Genomic DNA, 15,544 nt, shown 5'->3' with positions numbered 1-15,544 from the left:
GGAACTATGGCGATAGCGACGTTCGATTATGCCACATGGTCGGCGCGCTATCCCGACCTTGCGGCGAAGATACCAGCGGCGCTGGCTGACCTGTATTTCGGGGAGGCGCAGCTTTATCTTGACAATACCGAGTGCAGCCCTGTGCGTAACATCATGCAGCGCACGATGCTGCTCTATATGCTGGTGGCGCACATCGCATACCTGAACCTGCCGACAACCAGCGGCGGGAACGGGGCAGGGCTGGTGGGGCGTGTGTCGAACGCCACGCGCGGCTCTGTCTCGATCGGTACGGACATGGGCACGCAACCCGGTTCGGCGCAGTGGTTCCTGCAAACGCAATACGGCGCCGCGTTCTGGCAGGCCACGATCTGGCTGCGCACGGCGCGGTATGTCCACATCCCACGGGTTCAGAGGCAGACATGGCCGTAAACTTCAATGGCGGTTCGAAACTGAAGGCGGCGCTGAATAAGCTGTCGCAGAAGGTGAAGGACGGGGGGCATGTGAGGGTCGGATATCTAGAGGGCGCGAAGTATGATGATGAGAAACATACGCCAGTGGCCCAAGTCGCGGCATGGGATGAGTTTGGCACCCCAACCGCACCGCCTCGTCCGTTCATGCGTGATACGATAGCCAAACACTCCGACCAATGGGGCGACGGCCTGGGGAAAGCGCTGAAGGCGACGGATTATGATGTCAATCGTGCTTTGGCCGGAGTCGGCTCCATCATAGTCGGTCAGATAATTGATCAGATTGACGAAGGCTCATACCAACCCAACGCGCCCCTGACGAACTTGCTGAAAGACAGGTTCCCCAAAGGGGACTATTCGACTGAAGATTTCCTCAAGGCCGTCCATGACCTGAAAAATGGCGCGGATGCTCCAGAGGGAACGCCGCTAAACTGGTCGGATCGAATGCGGAATTCGACAGCCTATGAAGTAAAGGACGGCCCCGATGAGTCTTAACATCTTCGGCGCCGCCGGTAACGTCTGTCAGGCCGTCAACCCGCATATCACCATCCCGATCCGGTTCAGCACCGGCAGCACGGATAATGCCGATGGCTCACCCAATCCGACCTACTCAACCGCGTCTGTCGAAGTCGAGGTTCAGGCGGTCAGTTCGGAAGACCTGAGGCAGATTGAGAACATCAATCAGCAGGCGGACATGCGCTCTGTCTACGTGTTTGGCGTGCTGAATGCGCTGAACAGGCCGCTACAGATCGGCGGCGATATCCTGACATTCTACGGGTCGGACTGGCTCGTAACCCAGCAGCTTGAAGAATGGGGCGATGGTGAATGGACGAAAGTTCTAGTAACGCGACAGATCACTACGTCATAAGCCCTACCGAAAGCGAAATTTACACGGCCATCCGCGCATGGCTTCTGGAAATCCTGCCATCTGGCATGCGGGTCATTCAGGGTCAGCAGAACCGGCAGGCCGCCCCGCGCGATCCTTTCGCGGTCATGACCATCATCGGGCGCGAGCGGATTGCCACCAACGGCTGGACCTATGACGGGACCAGCACCCGGACGGTGACGGAACAGGTCCGCATCACGATGCAGATCAGTCTGTTCGGGCCAGCATCCAGCAACCAGATGCAGCTTGTCACAGCACTGTGGCGCGACATGCAGGCGGTTGATTATTTCCGCAACCAGTCCGTGCCTGTTTGCCCCCTGACCACATCAACCACGCGGCAACTCGGCTTCATCACCGGCGAACGCCAGTACGAGGACTGCTGGTCCGTCGATCTGTCCATGCAGGTCAACCTGACCGTCACCATGCCGCAGCAGTTCGCCACTTCAATCCCTGTAACACTGATCGAGGTCGATACGACGTATCGGCCCACGGAGTAATGTTTATGGCTGGGTCAATCCCCATTTCTCAGGTCGTAAAGGTCACGCCCGGCGTTCTCGCCGCCGGGTCCGGCCTCAATGAACTGTCCGCCCTGTTCGTCACGTCCGCATCGTCTGCACTGGCCGCCGGTTCGGTCCAGTCGTTCACATCCGCAAGCGATGTGGGGACGGCATTCGGCACCACGTCCGCTGTGTATAAAATGGCCGAGGTCTATTTCTCCGGCTATGAAACGGCGGTCATGACGCCCGGAACGTTGTATATCGGCGCGATGAACTCCGCCGGTTCGGGTGCATCCGCTACGGCTGTCCTCGGCACAACCAGCACTTACACCGTTTCTGCCGCCGCGATCGATGCCGCTGGCACCGGATATGCCAAGGGGGATACCGTCACATTCACCGGCGGCACGGCAACTGTTTCGGCCATCGGTACCGATGGGGCTGTTAGCGCCCTGACGCTCGGCGCGACCACGGCACAGGCAACTGACCCCGCAGGAACCGGACTGGCCACCACGACCAGCGGCAGCGGCACAGGGCTCACGGTTACGACCACGTCCACCACTGCGAGCGCCTCGAACGGAACTGTAGCATCAATCGCAGTTTCCACCGGTGGTGCCGGTTATGCGACGGCCCCGACCGTGACGCTGTCGGGTGGTGGCGGAACAGGGGCAACGGCTACCGCGTCCGTCTCTGGCGGTGCCGTGACCGGATTCACTGTCACCAATGCCGGTTCTGGCTACACATCGGCCCCGACTGTGACACTGACCCCCGCCAGCGTTGCGGATATCGGCACCCAGCTTGACACCCTGCGCGCGGCAGAAGGTGGCTGGAACGGACTTGCATTTGACGCCGAACTGTCCGCTGACGACAAGGAGGCGGCAGCGCAGTGGGTCGGGACACAGAACGATCAGGTGTTCGCGGCCATCGTGGATAGCGACAGCAGTGCCACGACCAGCGGGAGCCAGACGGCATTCGGGGTGTGGCTGGGCGACCAGTCCATTAACGGCGTCACGGCAATTTATTCCACATCCGTCCTGCCGGGCGCGCTGGCCATGGCATGGATGGCGTCCCTGTCGTTTGATACAACCGATGGGCGCCAGACGCTGGCATTTGTCGAGGATGCCTCTGGCCTGATTTCCGCCGATGTGACAGACGGCACCACGGCATCGACCCTGATTGCGAATGGCTATTCGTTCTACGGGCAGTACGCGAACGGCGGCAGTCAGTTCATCTTCATGCGCCCCGGTCAGGTATCGGGCAAGTTCCTGTGGGCGGATAGCTTCGTCAATCAGATCTGGCTCAATTCCAACCTGACCAGCGACCTGATCAACCTGCTGCTGACTACGGGCAATATCCCCTACAATACCGAGGGTGATACGCTGGTTGAGGCTGCCGTAAAGGATACCATCACACAGGGCATTTCCTTCGGCATGATCCGCACCGGCGTTAACCTGACCACCCTGCAAAAGCAGCAGATCAACAATGCCGCCGGGGTCACGACCGCAGCGGATAACGTGGTCAACTATGGCTATTACTTCAAGCCGGGTATCAGCACCGCTGCCGCGTCCTATCGCGTGGCCCGCACCACCCCACCCGCGCAACTCTGGTATTCCGATGGCCAGAGCGTGCAGTCCATCAACCTGAGCAGCATTGAGGTGCAGTAATTATGGCTGATCTTGATATCACGGCGGCCAATAGCATCTTTGTGATAACCGTCACGTCGCTGCTGAACGCCCCCGTCCGGCTGGAAAACTACGCGGCTGATCGCGCGTGGGATGCGCCGGAGCTGGAAATGGCCGAAACCGAGATGTCCATTGACGGATATCTTAATGCGGGCTGGGTGCCGAACCCGGTTGACCAGACCGTATCCCTGTCCGCAGCCAGTTCCAGCGTTCCGGTGTTCGAGGCAATCATCGCGGCCCAGCAGACCGCGCGGACCCTCTATCGCATCGGCGGCGAAATCACGCTGACCAGCACGGGGCGCAAGTATACCATGGTCAATGGTGTGCTTCGTGCGGCCAGTGTTCTGCCCGCCGCCGGGCGCGTGCTGGAAGCCCGGACATTCGCCATCCGCTGGCAGTCCGTAACTGCGGCAGGGGTGTGATATGGCCCGCAAGGAAGTAACGGTCACGTGCCCGCATGAGGGTGCGGACAAAGGCAAGCGGTTCATCATCACCCGCATGTCCGCCGTGGATGCCGACCGCTGGGGGCGTCACTGCCTTCAGGCGGCGGCGGCATCTGGTGGTGATATTCCAGGCGTGGTTCAGGGCGGCGGCATCGCCGCCGTGGCGGCGGCGGGCATCGGCATTTTCGCTGCTATGGACCCGGAACGAATGGACGTGCTGATTGACCGGCTCATGCAGTGCATCGAGATGCAGCCCGATCCCGGCAATCCGACGATGCGCCTGAACTGGTCCATTGCGCAGACCCAGATTGAGGAAATCCCCACGATCGGCTGGCTCCAGTCCGAGGCGTTCAAGCTGCACGTGGATTTTTTCAAGGGCGCAGGCCGCTTGTTCTCCCTCATATCCCTGATGCTGGGGACGGAAGAAAGCGCCCCTGTGCCCGTGTCCGAAACCTAGACCAGCGGCACGCAGCCGTGATTATGGAGGGGCTGGCAACCCTCCATGAACTACAGACCATATATGATAGCGAGGACTTCGAGGACTTGCTTGAGGCCGCTATTGTGAAAAGGTTTAACGGGTAATGGCCACTGTAATCGACGCCTTTGTTGTCACGCTCGGCCTTGACCCGAAAGGGGTGCAGAAGGGGCAGAAAGAGGCCGACACTTCGTTCGGAAAGGTCAAGTCTTCTGCCCAGAATATGGGGAAGAGCGTTGATGCCGCGGCCACCGGTGGCGCGCAGGCCATACGCACCATGTCGCGCGAGGCCCTGTCGTTCTTCGCGGTCCTGACGGCGGGCAAGAGCCTGAAGGCGTTTGTGCAGGACAACACCCGATCCAACGTGGCGCTTGGCAACCTGTCGCGCAATCTGGGCGTGTCGGCGCAGTCCCTTGGCACGTGGCAGAAGGTTGCGCAGTCGTTCGGCGGCACGGCAGAGGACGTGTCAGGCTCAATGCAGTCCCTCGTTTCGCAGTTCCAGACTGTGGAAGGGCGGACGAATCTGGGTCTGACATTTGGTCAGATGGGCGTGCGGCTACAGGGCGCTAACGGCCAGTTGCGCGACATGAACGAGATGCTACCCGATCTGGCGCGCGCGGCACAGCATCTTGGCCCGCAGACGTTCTCTGCCCTCGCTTCTCAGCGAGGGTTTTCCCAGGGCTTCATCAATATGCTGGAGCAGGGGCCGGACAAGATTGACCGGCTCTATAGGGCCTTGAAAGATTCCGCGCCCACTGACGCAGACCTGAAGGCATCGGCACAATTGCAGATGGACTGGATACAGCTTACGGCGCAGTCCGAATCTTTTGCCCGCACGATCATGACCGATGCGACACCGGCGATCCATGCTGTTCTTCAGGAAATCATAAAGCTTGAAAAAGAAAATCCCGGACTCATTAAGGGGATAATGGCCGGGACCGTAGCCGTGAGTGCCCTTGGTGCCGCAGCGGTTGGGCTGCTTACCATTTTGGGTGGCGTTGGATTTGTCAGGGGGTTGATGAATCTGGAACGGCTTGCCAAGGTCAGTGGCAGCATAGAAAAGGCTGAGAAGGCCGGAAAATCAGTATCAAAAACAGGTTCCGTCGCCAAGGAAGCGGGTGCCGTTACCAGAGAAGCCGAGGCGGTCGCGGAGGAAGTAACGAAGCCGTCCACCATGAAAACAACGGCGCGGATAGTCGGGCGCGGGCTAAGCACGCTCAATCTGGCTGCGGATGCGGTCGCAGTTGGGGATCTGCTGTGGAACGGCGCGGAGCCAGCGATTTCCAAAAATGATACCACCTTGAATGCGAATGAGCGCAAGCGATTTGCGCCTGCCAGCGTGCCGTATCAGCCTCGATCCATACTGAGTCAGATTGGTATAGATGAGGGCCAGTACCAGACGTATGCGCAATCTGTGGCTAGCATCGAGCATGCCGCGTACGGACAGATGGGCGGCGCAGGAAATAAATATGCCGGTCGGTATCAGATGGGTGCCGGGGCCATATTGGATGCATCAAGATATCTGGGAGAAAAGGCCCCTACGCGACAGCAGTTCCTAAGCGATCCGCAGATGCAGGAACGGTATTTCGAAGCCTATAGCGCCATAAATGACCGGTATCTATCGCGTCATAGCGATAAGTACTGGCACATGTCGCCAGAGCAACGGTTGCAGGTTCTTGGCTACGCCCATAATCAAGGCATGGGTGGCGCGCTTAAATGGCTTCAGACGGGGCATGTGGGGCGCGATGCCAATGGCACGGCGGGAACAGAGTATAGCAACCTGATCGCGAAAGGACTGCTTGCCAAACGGGAAGATCCGCCGGTTGTTGCGTCAAACAGTACGACCAACAATAATCATTCAACAACCAATCACGTTCAGAACCTGATTGATGCCACCAACCAGAGCATGCAGTCGGCGCAGAACAACTCCACATCAAACAGCACGGTGAATAATAATTCCCACATCACGGGGAACTACAACATCACCGTGAATGGGGCCGATCCTGCGCCGATAAAACAGGCCGTCATGGACGGAAACCGCAATCTTGCCCGGCAGGCAAACAGCGCATTCCCGGCATAGGAAACCTACAATGGTCATGACGCTGGTAGCCCAGCCCGTAACGGCGAATGTCGGGACGGGCACGGGCGTTCCTAAACTGTGGTCAACGGTCATATCGGACGCTGAGGCAGTGGCTTCCGTCGAGCTGGACACCTTTTTACAAAGCTACCTGGTCAGCAATGCCGCCACGCAGTGGGGTCTGTTCAACACATACAGCCAGCCAGTGCTGACGGCGGCGCGGGTGCGGGCGATTGATATCCGGTCACAGTACCGCAAGTCAGACGCCCCGCAGGAGAATGGCGGGTTCATGTCCTACAACAAGGTCAAGCTGCCCCGGCAGGTTATGCTTGAAGTGCTGTGCGATGGATCGGCTATGAGTTACGGCAACGTCAGCGCCATCAGCAGCCTGCTGTCGGTGGCGGGCATAACCGGCGCAACGCAGGGCGTGACCGTGCGCAAACAGTTCCTGACGGCGCTTGAATCCCTTGTGGCGGATCTGAACACATATCTTGTGGTTACGCCAGAGGCCACATATTCGGACATGAACGTGATCGGCTATGCAATCAGGCGCGAGACGCATCGCGGCGTAACCATGGTCTGGGCGGAAATCATGCTTGAGGAAGTCCGGTTGCAGCACAGCAAGTCCGTTTCCGTCTCCCAATCAGCGCAGCCATCCGGCGCCAGCCAGACAAACAGCGGAAACGTGCAGTCACAAGACCTGACATCTGCACAGACGGACACCTACGCCAGCGGGACCACCACATCATGACCGATGCCGTTACAATTCCCGTCAGCGCGGTGGCAAGCCAGACCCTGACCGTGCCGCTGTCCAGCCACACGGCCAAGCTGAACATATACCAGCTTGATACCGGACTGTTCATGGATATCTATCTGGATGGTACCCTGATCATGGCGGGCGTGCTATGTCAGGACCGGACATGGATCATCCGCAAGGCATATTACGGCTTTCCCGGCGATCTGGTCTTTATAGACAGCCAAGGCACTGAAGACCCGTATTATAGCGGCCTGAACGATCGGTGGTGTCTGTATTATCAGGAGGGCCAAAATGTCTGACAGCAGCTTTACACGCAAGCGCCTGCGCGTGAAGTTCCTGATTAAAGGGAATACAGAAGATTCGACCTTGACCCTGACAGACCTGCGCGTGGCGTGTCAGGTCGTTAATGCAGGGCTTGAGGGCGGCGTGATGTGTTCCCTTCGCATCGAAGGGGTAAATCTCAACCACATGAACCGCCTGTCCATGGTTCAGGCTGGTGTGGTGGCCCAGAATGCAAACACTGTCACGGTGGAGGCATGCGATACTGGCGACGATGTGTGGAAGCTTGTGTTTTCTGGCGGCGTAGTTGAAGCATTTGCCGATTTCAATGGGGCTCCAAATACCGCCTTCATGGTCACAGCGCAAAGCATGTCCATACCGGCAGCAATGCCGATTTCTGCAACGTCCTTCAAGGGCAGCGTGGCGGTGGCCGATATCATGAAAGCGATAGCCGAGAAAGTCGGCCTGTCATTTCAGAATAATGGCGTGACGGCAGTTATGAACGGCAGCATCACGCTAAATGGATCTGGCGCCGATCAGATTCAGGCCGTCGCACAGGCGGCACAGATAACCTATATCGTCGCCACGAACGTCCTGAGCATCTGGCCCGCAACCGGCCCGACCAGCACGACCGCACAGGTCACGATTTCATCTGAAACGGGCATGATAGGATATCCTGCCTATGCCCAGTATGGCGTAACGCTGCGCACGCTGTTCAACAGCGCCATAGGCTTTCAAAGTGTCCTGAAGCTGGAAAGCGAATATGCTCCCGCCGCATGGGTCAATGAACTGGGCCAGCTTAACCAGTTGGGCGGCAGCAACATTTTCCCGCCATCCAACGGCATCTGGGTGGCCTACCGCGTGCAGCACGACCTGCAATCTGAAATCCCCGGCGGGGAATGGACCACCTACATCGAGGCGCAACGCCAAGATCTGGCAAAGGGGACGGTATTTGCCCGATAACGCTTACATAGGGACAAACAGGCCCGAGGACGCAGGCTGCACGTTCAACGCATTCAACGCCATGATCCGCCGCGTAATGGGGCAGATGGGCGCGAACCTGCCGGTCAAGGTGCTGGCAGTCAATGGCGTTGGCCTGAACCCTGTCGGGTTTGTCGATGTGCAGCCGCTGGTGCATCAGGTTGATGGGACAGGAAAGCCAACCCCGCGTGGCGTGATCTATGATGTGCCCTACATCCGCATGCAGGGCGGCAGCCGGGCCATCATCTGTGACCCGCAGGTAGGTGATATCGGGTATGCCATCGTGTCGGGCCGAGACATATCCAACGTCAAGGTCAACCGGGCGGCGTCGGTTCCAGGGTCATACCGACACCATGATGTGTCAGACGCCGTGTATGTGGGCGGCCTGCTGAACGCTGCGCCGACCGAATATATCGGCTGGGTAGATAATGACGTGCATGTCCATACAGCCGGGAAGTTCATTGTGGACGCGGCCAGCATGCAGGTGAATTGCGCCATAACCACAACCGGCGATATCACGGCGCAGGGAACCGTTACAGGCCAGACGGACGTGAAGGCGGCAGGCATTTCCGGCAAGAGCCACACGCACCCGGTCACAGACGCGCCGGGAGAGACAGGAGCGCCAGAGTGATGCCAGATGATGAGGATTTCCCCCTGTTCCTGTTAAGGGAGCGTATGCGCCATGCAGAGGCGCAATACAAATATGTGGAAGAGGCCCTCAACCGAACCAAGTCGCGGGCAACCTCACTGCTGGGCTGGTCAATAACACTTGCATCCGCATCGGTTGCCGCCGCCATGGGCACGCATTCGGAAAGGCGCGCCGAGGCAGCGATAGCCGCCGCCGGTTTCACGCTGACGGCCACACTATGCGCCAGAGTCCTGTATTCCACGCGCACGGTCGCCCTGTTCCAATCTCCCGTCCGGTTTGACGCCATGTTTCAGGAGGGAGATGAGCGCAGCGAGGCTGGCTATCTGAACGCATTTTCGGAGCTGGCTGAGGAAGTGTCCGTTCACAACGATCAGGCGGTGGGCAAGGACCAGTCCACGATGCGACATGCATGGATTGCCGCATGCCTCACGCCCGCCGTTACCTTACTTTCCGTCGTTGCGTTTGCTGCTGGGCGCAGGCGTGCTGCGATTGATAAGCAGCCGATAAAAATTAGCCCAGAACGGTTAGAGCGATTAGAAGCGAGTCCGATCTGAAGAATCTCAATTACTTTCATTACAAGGTAAAATGATAGAAGCCACGTAATTATCTGCAACATACCCGGCATAGATTTAACATTTCAGTCTGAAGTTTTTGTTCGTTTATTTTTTGAGCCCATAGCATCAAATCTAGATTTAAATGCACTAAGAAGCTGATTATCTATTCCGGATAGTTCATCCGATCCAAATTCACCTCCAAATTCTTCACCAAAGTCAAACGTATATTTTGGACCCTTATCTTCATAAAAATCGAACAAACGTCCTGCCCGCTCTTTCCGGTAGAATACTACAAACTTTCCTTTGTAGTCTTTATATTCAATGCTGGTTATAGCATCGAATAATTCGTCACTATCCGCCAAGAACGCGAGCCGCCGTTTGGCATACTCATAAACTTCCAACTCGGTTTCTGTCGTGATAATACCATCTGCGGGTTTTGCATCGGGATCCACCTTCGGGACATCGACAACCAAAACCGGCTTGTCAGCTTCCTTGTCCTTTACTGGGAGGTCTAGTCTTTGGAGAATGCGAAGGTTCACGAACTCAGCGAAGGCGCTTTTTGTCAGGTCCGTATACTCGGCGACTGCCTTGGCGCGAATATGCTTAAGGCCAATGCTTTGTAGCAAAAGGCGCACAAACGCCTCACTAGGTGATGCTGCAAGATCCTCGATTTGCTGAACGAGATTTTGGAAAACAAGCTTGCGTTTGGCTTCTGCCCCGATGTTTTCAGGGTCGAAGTTGGACTTTTGAAGACTTTTCAACCCGTCAACAACGGAGTCCTCAATCTTCCCTTTTGCAATCTCCCGAAGGTCAAATGATAGAAAGGCGGTCGGGTCCATCATATTTGGCTCATCTGAGTCTGCATAGAACTCATAAACTAGGCCATCAGTGATAACGCCCATTTTTACTGTGTGGGCTGCATTAAAATATGACTTTAACTGTCCTCGGTCATCTTTCAATGGCGCACCTAGTGCCTTACACTCGATTGCAATTACCGGCTGTCCTTCACGAAGGACAGCATAGTCAACTCTATTTTTGTATTTTTCTGAAAAATCTGCGTGATGTTCCGGGCATACTTCGTCCGGATTCATGATGTCATATCCCAAGAACTGCAAAAATGGCAGGACAAGGAACATTTTGGTAGCTTCTTCATTGCTGCAACGCGGAGCGAGGGTAACCATGCGCTCTGAAAATGCTTTAAACTTTTGCCGGAAATCGTCTGACATAATCCATCTTTCATAAATTTTTTAAAAGTTACGGATTGTGGCGATTTTATGGAAATATTTTCAGAAAATTACAGTTATTTATTTAATTAATAAACGTCTCATTTTTCCCGAGCGCACTTCTGCGCATCCTTCGCTCTCTCAAGGGCCTCAAGCGCGATCTTCTTAATCTCGGCCAGTTCGTCATCGCGCGTGGCGATTTCCTTCTGATAGCCGTCGCGCATGAACTCGATCATCCAGACGAGTTCAGCGTTCACAGACCTGCCGTTTCGGGCAGCCTGTTCCTCCACCCATTCCTTTAGGTCTGGAGGTAGGCGGAAGTGGATCATGGGGGGTCGAATCGTCATGGTATCAAATTAGATACATTGGTTATTGACGGCAATACTAACCATATGTATACAGTGGTTACAGAGCGCAGAGAGGGAGTTCATGAAACAGAGAGACCCGCAAATTCATGTCCGCGTCCCACAGTCCATGAAGGACGCATTGGAAGCAAACGCAAAGGCAAACTGCCGATCCGTCAATTCAGAGATTATTTTTGGATTGAAGTTTTATGCTCAGCATCTTGAGCAAGCAGAAAAGGCGTTGGGCACCGCCGTAGGAAGCCAGCCCAACGCCCCTCAGAAATGACCCTTACAAGGAACATCACTATGACCACTCTTACCACAATCGACTTCCACGGTTCAAACCTTATCGCCATTCAGGGCGACCGTCCTGAAACAACGCTGGTGGCGATGAAGCCGGTGGTTGAGGGGATGGCGCTTGATTGGGGTGCCCAGCACAAGAAAATTACGGCGCACCCGGTGCTTAGCAAGGGTATCTCCGTAAAGGAGATACCTACGGAAGGTGGGAATCAGTCCGCAACCTTCCTCTCCCTCGACCTCCTGAACTTCTGGCTTGCCACGATCCACCCCGACCGGATCAAGAACGAAGCAACCCGCGCGAAGGTCATCGAATACCAGACCGAATGTGCTCGCGTGCTGTTCAACCACTTCTTCGGCAAGGCTCTCGCGCGTGGTGAACAGCCTGCACCCAACCATCTCTCCGCCCGTGAAGTTGGCGGCATCGTGAAGTCAGTCGTCACCAAGATGAAAAGCGACCTGCTGGCGGAACTGAAAGCCGAACTCCGCGAGAAGCTGACACCGGCACAGCAGGAGCTTTCCGACCATGCCGTTGCCGTGGTGCAGGAAAAGGTTGCCGAAAAGCAGGCGCTGGTCGAAACCCGCGTGCCAGGCCAGATCGCAGCCTTTCCCATCCCGTCTAACCTGATCCCCAAGCGCCGCCCGAACACAGGAACGTGCCGCCTTCCGGTTGGTGAGATTGGCCGTCGCCTTGGTATTGGCGCCGCAAAGGTCAACGCCATGCTGGCCGATCTTGGCTTGCAGTCGGCTGGCACGACAAACCAGCCGTGGATGGTCACGGACAATGGCGAGTTCTTCGCCGTTCAGCCCACCAAGCGGATGATCCTGTGGTCCGCCCGAACCCTTGACGTGCTGCGCTGGCGCATGGAGGTGCGCCCTTTCGCCAAATCCCCGGAGTCCGCGTCGGTGTAGGGCTGACAGAAAACCCCATCACCGGCCACCTGCCACCCGATGAAGAGCTTCTTGTCTGGATGGCGGAGTGTGAGGGGTGGGATCGTGTCCATAGCCGCGATCCTAAAGACATGGACGCCAATGCCAACATTGCCTTGCTGCTTTTACAGATTAAGAAGCGCCGGGGCATCCGCCCCTATGTCGAGCAGGCCCGGCAGAACTGGTTGCAACGGCGGCGTGTGGTGCCGTTGAGGGCGCAGAAGGTAAGGGAGCGTGAGTTGATCGCGCAGGAAGCGTGCAAGCCGCCCCTTATCCGGGCGGCTTTTTGCGTTTATGCCCCCGAGAAAACATGAACACGCTTCTTCTGGACCGCTCAACGTGGGATCTGCTGCTCGATGCCAGCGGAAACATCGCGGTGGCGTCGGATGTGTATGCGATCGCGCAGGACATATCGTCCGCCGTGCGCGTGTTTCTGGGGGAATGCTGGTACGACACCACGCAGGGCATGCCATATCGGCAGAACATCCTTGGTCGTAGCCAGTCCGTGGCGGCGTTCGAAAAGCAGGTTGAGCAGGTAGCTCTGACCGTGACCGGCGTTGCCGACGCGCAATGCCTGGTATCCGGCCTGACTTCATCGCGGCAGATGTCCGGAACAATTCTCTTTACCACCACCAGCGGAAGCACGGGCAATGTCAACCTCTGATACCGGAACCACGTCCGTTCCTGCGCCGTCCTTCACGGATGCGGGATTTGTGGCCCCGGCTGAAACCGACATTCTTTCCGGCGCACTGGCTGACCTCAATGCCGCCATGGGCGGCAACATGAACACGGCGCTGTCCACGCCACAGGGGCAGCTTGCCACCTCCTTCACGGCGGCATTAGGGGATGCCTATGCGCAGATCCTCAACGTCCTGAACGGTGTTGACCCGGATCGCGCATTCGGTCGCCTTCAGGATGCTATCGGCAACATCTATTTCATGACCCGGAAGGGAGCGACCGCAACGGTTGTGACGGTCGTATGCACCGGCGCATCCGGCACGGTCATACCTGAGGGGACTCTGGTTCAGGATGCCAGCGGCTACTACTATGCGGCAGATGGAGCCATAACCATCGCAGCCACCGGCGCTGGAACAGGAACATTTTCCTGCACTACCCTTGGCGCGATTGACTGTGCGGCCAACAGCATTAGCGTCTATCAGGCTGTGACCGGCCTTACATCCGTCACCAACCCTGCCGCCGGGTCAACCGGATCTGCGGAAGAGGGGCGTGCTGCGTTCGAGGCGAGGCGCGCCGCCTCTGTAGCATCAAACAGCGTAGGGACGCTTGATGCTATAGCGGGGGCGGTAAGCGCGGTTGATGGTGTGACGGCCAGCTACGTCGCGGATAACAGCACATCAGCCGCCGTTACAACCGGCGGCGTTAGCCTTGCCGCGAATAGCCTGTACGTGTGCGTCAATGGCGGAACGGATGAAGCTGTTGCGCTAGCGATCCTGACCAAAAAACCACCGGGCTGCGGCTATACCGGCACAACCACGGTAACGGTGACAGACCCTAACAGCGCATATCAGACGCCGCCGACCTATAGCGTGTCATTTACGCGGGCAACCGATACCGCCCTGTATTTTGTCGTGACGATCAAAAGCGGTGCCAGCGTCCCGTCAACGGCAGCGACCGAAATACAGGCCGCCATCGTCTCCGCTTTCACCGCAGATGGTGGAGATGGAACGATCATTGGTGGAACCGTCTATGCCAGCACCTACTACTCAGCCATCGCCGCGCTGGGCACATGGGCCAAGATTGTGGAAATAACGGTTGGCACATCGGCTAACCCGACCGGGTTTACCGCGGCCCTTGATATCGACCAGATTCCCACGCTCGATGCGTCAGACATAACCGTGACGATTTCCTGATGGAAAACATCCAACAGACAATACTGTCGCAATACGCGAACAGCCCGGCGCTCTGCACGATTATTGATGCGTGGAACCAGTGTATCGATCCGGGCAGTTTGATAGACCGATGGTATAATCTGGTCTGGAATGTGCAGACAGCGCAGGGGTATGGTCTGGATGTATGGGGGCGCATCGTGGGCGTTTCCCGTGTTCTGACCATATCATCGACAGACTACCTCGGGTGGAGAGAGGCTAACGACCTTACGGAAGTCGGGTTCAATCAGGCCCCGTGGTATTCAGGCAAGGCCGCAACCACCAACTATCGGCTGTCAGATAGCGGCTTCAGGCAACTGATTTATGCCAAGGCCCTCGCCAATATATCGGACTGCTCCGTCACGTCCCTAAACGCCGTCGCAATGACCCTGTTTTCAGGGCAGGGGGATGTCTACGTGAAGGACAACGGCGACATGACGATGACATACGTGTTCGACTTCGTTCCGACTGATGTGCAGGTCAGTATCATCCAGAACAGCGGTGTGCTCCCACGGCCTGCCGGTGTCAGTGTCTCCTATTCGATCAAGGGTTCGTCATGAAAAGCACCGATAGTCTCAACAAATTTGGCACCCTGATCGGGGCGTCTGCGTCCTCAACTGATATCACGACAATTCCTGCCACCCAGGCAACGGCGGGTGACGGCACGGCATCCATCGCTCTGGCCTTCCCCCCAGAAACGTTTATTGCCCGCGAAGCTGGCGGCGAACCACCGCGAGGGCAGGATATGAACGGGCTTCTCTACCTTCTATCTTCTGCGATCCAGCCTCTCCAAGCCGGGTATCTAGGGGCATACGACGCAGATTTTGCATCTGGGATCGGCGGGTATCCGGCAGGTGCCATTGTTTCAGGATCATCTGTAGGGACATTCTGGGTATCCACATCGGACAACAATACTACCGTTCCGGGCGAAGATGGAGCATCATGGCAGTCCCTATTTACCGGATTGCAGGCAGCCCTTGGCTTCACCCCAGTCCAGCAGGGCGGCGGCCCGAACCAGACTGCCGACAAGGTCAATATCGGGCAGGATTCGACCTATGAGGGCCTTTTGCGTGTCTCCATTGACGGCGCGGATCACGGCACATTGCTGTCTGGCACGTAT

21 protein-coding genes and 1 pseudogene are annotated in these 15,544 nt (G+C 57.1%); 20 read left to right on the top strand and 2 right to left on the bottom strand.

Features of this window, described 5'->3' with window-relative positions; all coding sequences use genetic code 11:
- Window positions 1-6 precede the first annotated feature (6 nt).
- The 13 genes from B7449_RS04520 (at window position 7) to B7449_RS04460 (ending at window position 9,744) form a co-directional block, all read left to right on the top strand.
- Window positions 7-429 carry a DUF4054 domain-containing protein gene (locus B7449_RS04520; RefSeq protein ID WP_048883319.1) on the top strand — a complete coding sequence of 141 codons (423 nt, stop codon included), beginning with the start codon at window positions 7-9 and terminating at the stop codon, window positions 427-429.
- A complete protein-coding gene (locus tag B7449_RS04515; protein ID WP_048883318.1) occupies window positions 420-962 on the top strand; it encodes an HK97-gp10 family putative phage morphogenesis protein in 543 nt (180 codons plus the stop codon). The genes B7449_RS04520 and B7449_RS04515 overlap by 10 nt, the downstream gene beginning before the upstream one ends.
- The gene (locus B7449_RS04510) at window positions 952-1,335 is read left to right on the top strand and encodes a hypothetical protein (protein ID WP_048883316.1); all 384 of its coding nucleotides are present in this window, start codon (window positions 952-954) and stop codon (window positions 1,333-1,335) included. Before B7449_RS04515 ends, B7449_RS04510 begins: the two co-directional genes overlap by 11 nt.
- Window positions 1,293-1,850, top strand: coding sequence for a phage neck terminator protein (locus B7449_RS04505; RefSeq protein WP_148431304.1), 558 nt, complete (start codon window positions 1,293-1,295; stop codon window positions 1,848-1,850). Before B7449_RS04510 ends, B7449_RS04505 begins: the two co-directional genes overlap by 43 nt.
- Before the next feature lie 5 nt (window positions 1,851-1,855).
- Window positions 1,856-3,511, top strand: a complete 1,656-nt coding sequence (locus B7449_RS04500; RefSeq protein WP_159108147.1) for a DUF3383 family protein — start codon at window positions 1,856-1,858, stop codon at window positions 3,509-3,511.
- 2 nt (window positions 3,512-3,513) lie between these two features.
- Window positions 3,514-3,951: a phage tail fiber protein gene (locus B7449_RS04495; protein ID WP_048883308.1), complete on the top strand. Its 438-nt coding sequence runs from the start codon at window positions 3,514-3,516 to the stop codon at window positions 3,949-3,951.
- A 1-nt stretch (window position 3,952) separates the two neighbouring features.
- Window positions 3,953-4,429, top strand: a complete 477-nt coding sequence (locus B7449_RS04490) for a hypothetical protein (protein ID WP_048883306.1) — start codon at window positions 3,953-3,955, stop codon at window positions 4,427-4,429.
- A 124-nt stretch (window positions 4,430-4,553) separates the two neighbouring features.
- Window positions 4,554-6,527: a phage tail tape measure protein gene (locus B7449_RS04485; protein WP_052952420.1), complete on the top strand. Its 1,974-nt coding sequence runs from the start codon at window positions 4,554-4,556 to the stop codon at window positions 6,525-6,527.
- A 16-nt stretch (window positions 6,528-6,543) separates the two neighbouring features.
- On the top strand, window positions 6,544-7,275 hold the full coding sequence (locus B7449_RS04480; RefSeq protein ID WP_148431303.1) for a hypothetical protein: 732 nt from the start codon (window positions 6,544-6,546) through the stop codon (window positions 7,273-7,275).
- On the top strand, window positions 7,272-7,580 hold the full coding sequence (locus tag B7449_RS04475; protein WP_048883303.1) for a phage baseplate plug family protein: 309 nt from the start codon (window positions 7,272-7,274) through the stop codon (window positions 7,578-7,580). Before B7449_RS04480 ends, B7449_RS04475 begins: the two co-directional genes overlap by 4 nt.
- Window positions 7,573-8,523, top strand: a complete 951-nt coding sequence (locus tag B7449_RS04470; RefSeq protein ID WP_244465739.1) for a baseplate hub protein — start codon at window positions 7,573-7,575, stop codon at window positions 8,521-8,523. Before B7449_RS04475 ends, B7449_RS04470 begins: the two co-directional genes overlap by 8 nt.
- A 61-nt stretch (window positions 8,524-8,584) precedes the next feature.
- Entirely contained in the window at window positions 8,585-9,172 is a 588-nt protein-coding gene (locus tag B7449_RS04465; protein WP_244465738.1) for a Gp138 family membrane-puncturing spike protein, read from the top strand.
- Window positions 9,172-9,744 (top strand): hypothetical protein, encoded by a 573-nt coding sequence (locus tag B7449_RS04460; RefSeq protein ID WP_048883299.1) that lies wholly within the window; start codon window positions 9,172-9,174, stop codon window positions 9,742-9,744. The genes B7449_RS04465 and B7449_RS04460 overlap by 1 nt, the downstream gene beginning before the upstream one ends.
- Window positions 9,745-9,827: 83 nt before the next feature.
- Here the strand turns inward: B7449_RS04460 and B7449_RS04455 are convergent, their stop codons facing one another.
- Both B7449_RS04455 and B7449_RS04450 read right to left on the bottom strand, forming a co-directional pair.
- On the bottom strand, window positions 9,828-10,970 hold the full coding sequence (locus B7449_RS04455) for a type I restriction endonuclease (protein WP_048883296.1): 1,143 nt from the start codon (window positions 10,968-10,970) through the stop codon (window positions 9,828-9,830).
- Window positions 10,971-11,068: 98 nt separating this feature from the next.
- Window positions 11,069-11,296 (bottom strand): Arc family DNA-binding protein, encoded by a 228-nt coding sequence (locus tag B7449_RS04450; protein WP_048883294.1) that lies wholly within the window; start codon window positions 11,294-11,296, stop codon window positions 11,069-11,071.
- A gap of 100 nt (window positions 11,297-11,396) precedes the next feature.
- On the opposite strand from B7449_RS04450, the gene B7449_RS04445 reads away from it, so the two are divergent.
- The 7 genes and pseudogenes from B7449_RS04445 to B7449_RS04415 form a co-directional block, all read left to right on the top strand.
- Complete coding sequence (locus tag B7449_RS04445) at window positions 11,397-11,597, top strand: Arc family DNA-binding protein (RefSeq protein WP_148431301.1); 201 nt, start codon at window positions 11,397-11,399, stop codon at window positions 11,595-11,597.
- A gap of 20 nt (window positions 11,598-11,617) precedes the next feature.
- Complete coding sequence (locus B7449_RS04440; RefSeq protein ID WP_048883290.1) at window positions 11,618-12,520, top strand: phage antirepressor N-terminal domain-containing protein; 903 nt, start codon at window positions 11,618-11,620, stop codon at window positions 12,518-12,520.
- A 110-nt stretch (window positions 12,521-12,630) separates the two neighbouring features.
- Window positions 12,631-12,852: a hypothetical protein gene (locus B7449_RS04435; RefSeq protein WP_244465737.1), complete on the top strand. Its 222-nt coding sequence runs from the start codon at window positions 12,631-12,633 to the stop codon at window positions 12,850-12,852.
- Entirely contained in the window at window positions 12,849-13,202 is a 354-nt protein-coding gene (locus tag B7449_RS04430; protein WP_048883288.1) for a hypothetical protein, read from the top strand. The genes B7449_RS04435 and B7449_RS04430 overlap by 4 nt, the downstream gene beginning before the upstream one ends.
- Window positions 13,189-14,409 (top strand): baseplate J/gp47 family protein, encoded by a 1,221-nt coding sequence (locus tag B7449_RS04425; protein WP_048883286.1) that lies wholly within the window; start codon window positions 13,189-13,191, stop codon window positions 14,407-14,409. Before B7449_RS04430 ends, B7449_RS04425 begins: the two co-directional genes overlap by 14 nt.
- Window positions 14,409-14,984 carry a DUF2612 domain-containing protein gene (locus tag B7449_RS04420; RefSeq protein ID WP_048883284.1) on the top strand — a complete coding sequence of 192 codons (576 nt, stop codon included), beginning with the start codon at window positions 14,409-14,411 and terminating at the stop codon, window positions 14,982-14,984. The genes B7449_RS04425 and B7449_RS04420 overlap by 1 nt, the downstream gene beginning before the upstream one ends.
- Window positions 14,981-15,544, top strand: a pseudogene (locus tag B7449_RS04415) (hypothetical protein); the annotation flags it as partial. The gene B7449_RS04420 and the pseudogene B7449_RS04415, both read left to right, overlap by 4 nt.

The sequence above is a fragment of the Komagataeibacter intermedius TF2 genome, from assembly GCF_000964425.1.
GTDB lineage: Bacteria > Pseudomonadota > Alphaproteobacteria > Acetobacterales > Acetobacteraceae > Komagataeibacter > Komagataeibacter intermedius.
Note: the sequence above shows the minus strand (reverse complement) of the source record. Positions and strands in the feature narration are given on the sequence as shown.

Coding starts and splice junctions, on each gene's coding strand:
- B7449_RS04520 (WP_048883319.1), top strand. CDS start 7: ATGGCGATAGCGACGTTCGATTATGCCACATGGTCGGCGCGCTATCCC.
- B7449_RS04515 (WP_048883318.1), top strand. CDS start 420: ATGGCCGTAAACTTCAATGGCGGTTCGAAACTGAAGGCGGCGCTGAAT.
- B7449_RS04510 (WP_048883316.1), top strand. CDS start 952: ATGAGTCTTAACATCTTCGGCGCCGCCGGTAACGTCTGTCAGGCCGTC.
- B7449_RS04505 (WP_148431304.1), top strand. CDS start 1,293: ATGGACGAAAGTTCTAGTAACGCGACAGATCACTACGTCATAAGCCCT.
- B7449_RS04500 (WP_159108147.1), top strand. CDS start 1,856: ATGGCTGGGTCAATCCCCATTTCTCAGGTCGTAAAGGTCACGCCCGGC.
- B7449_RS04495 (WP_048883308.1), top strand. CDS start 3,514: ATGGCTGATCTTGATATCACGGCGGCCAATAGCATCTTTGTGATAACC.
- B7449_RS04490 (WP_048883306.1), top strand. CDS start 3,953: ATGGCCCGCAAGGAAGTAACGGTCACGTGCCCGCATGAGGGTGCGGAC.
- B7449_RS04485 (WP_052952420.1), top strand. CDS start 4,554: ATGGCCACTGTAATCGACGCCTTTGTTGTCACGCTCGGCCTTGACCCG.
- B7449_RS04480 (WP_148431303.1), top strand. CDS start 6,544: ATGACGCTGGTAGCCCAGCCCGTAACGGCGAATGTCGGGACGGGCACG.
- B7449_RS04475 (WP_048883303.1), top strand. CDS start 7,272: ATGACCGATGCCGTTACAATTCCCGTCAGCGCGGTGGCAAGCCAGACC.
- B7449_RS04470 (WP_244465739.1), top strand. CDS start 7,573: ATGTCTGACAGCAGCTTTACACGCAAGCGCCTGCGCGTGAAGTTCCTG.
- B7449_RS04465 (WP_244465738.1), top strand. CDS start 8,585: ATGATCCGCCGCGTAATGGGGCAGATGGGCGCGAACCTGCCGGTCAAG.
- B7449_RS04460 (WP_048883299.1), top strand. CDS start 9,172: ATGCCAGATGATGAGGATTTCCCCCTGTTCCTGTTAAGGGAGCGTATG.
- B7449_RS04455 (WP_048883296.1), bottom strand. CDS start 10,970: ATGTCAGACGATTTCCGGCAAAAGTTTAAAGCATTTTCAGAGCGCATG.
- B7449_RS04450 (WP_048883294.1), bottom strand. CDS start 11,296: ATGATCCACTTCCGCCTACCTCCAGACCTAAAGGAATGGGTGGAGGAA.
- B7449_RS04445 (WP_148431301.1), top strand. CDS start 11,397: ATGAAACAGAGAGACCCGCAAATTCATGTCCGCGTCCCACAGTCCATG.
- B7449_RS04440 (WP_048883290.1), top strand. CDS start 11,618: ATGACCACTCTTACCACAATCGACTTCCACGGTTCAAACCTTATCGCC.
- B7449_RS04435 (WP_244465737.1), top strand. CDS start 12,631: ATGGACGCCAATGCCAACATTGCCTTGCTGCTTTTACAGATTAAGAAG.
- B7449_RS04430 (WP_048883288.1), top strand. CDS start 12,849: ATGAACACGCTTCTTCTGGACCGCTCAACGTGGGATCTGCTGCTCGAT.
- B7449_RS04425 (WP_048883286.1), top strand. CDS start 13,189: ATGTCAACCTCTGATACCGGAACCACGTCCGTTCCTGCGCCGTCCTTC.
- B7449_RS04420 (WP_048883284.1), top strand. CDS start 14,409: ATGGAAAACATCCAACAGACAATACTGTCGCAATACGCGAACAGCCCG.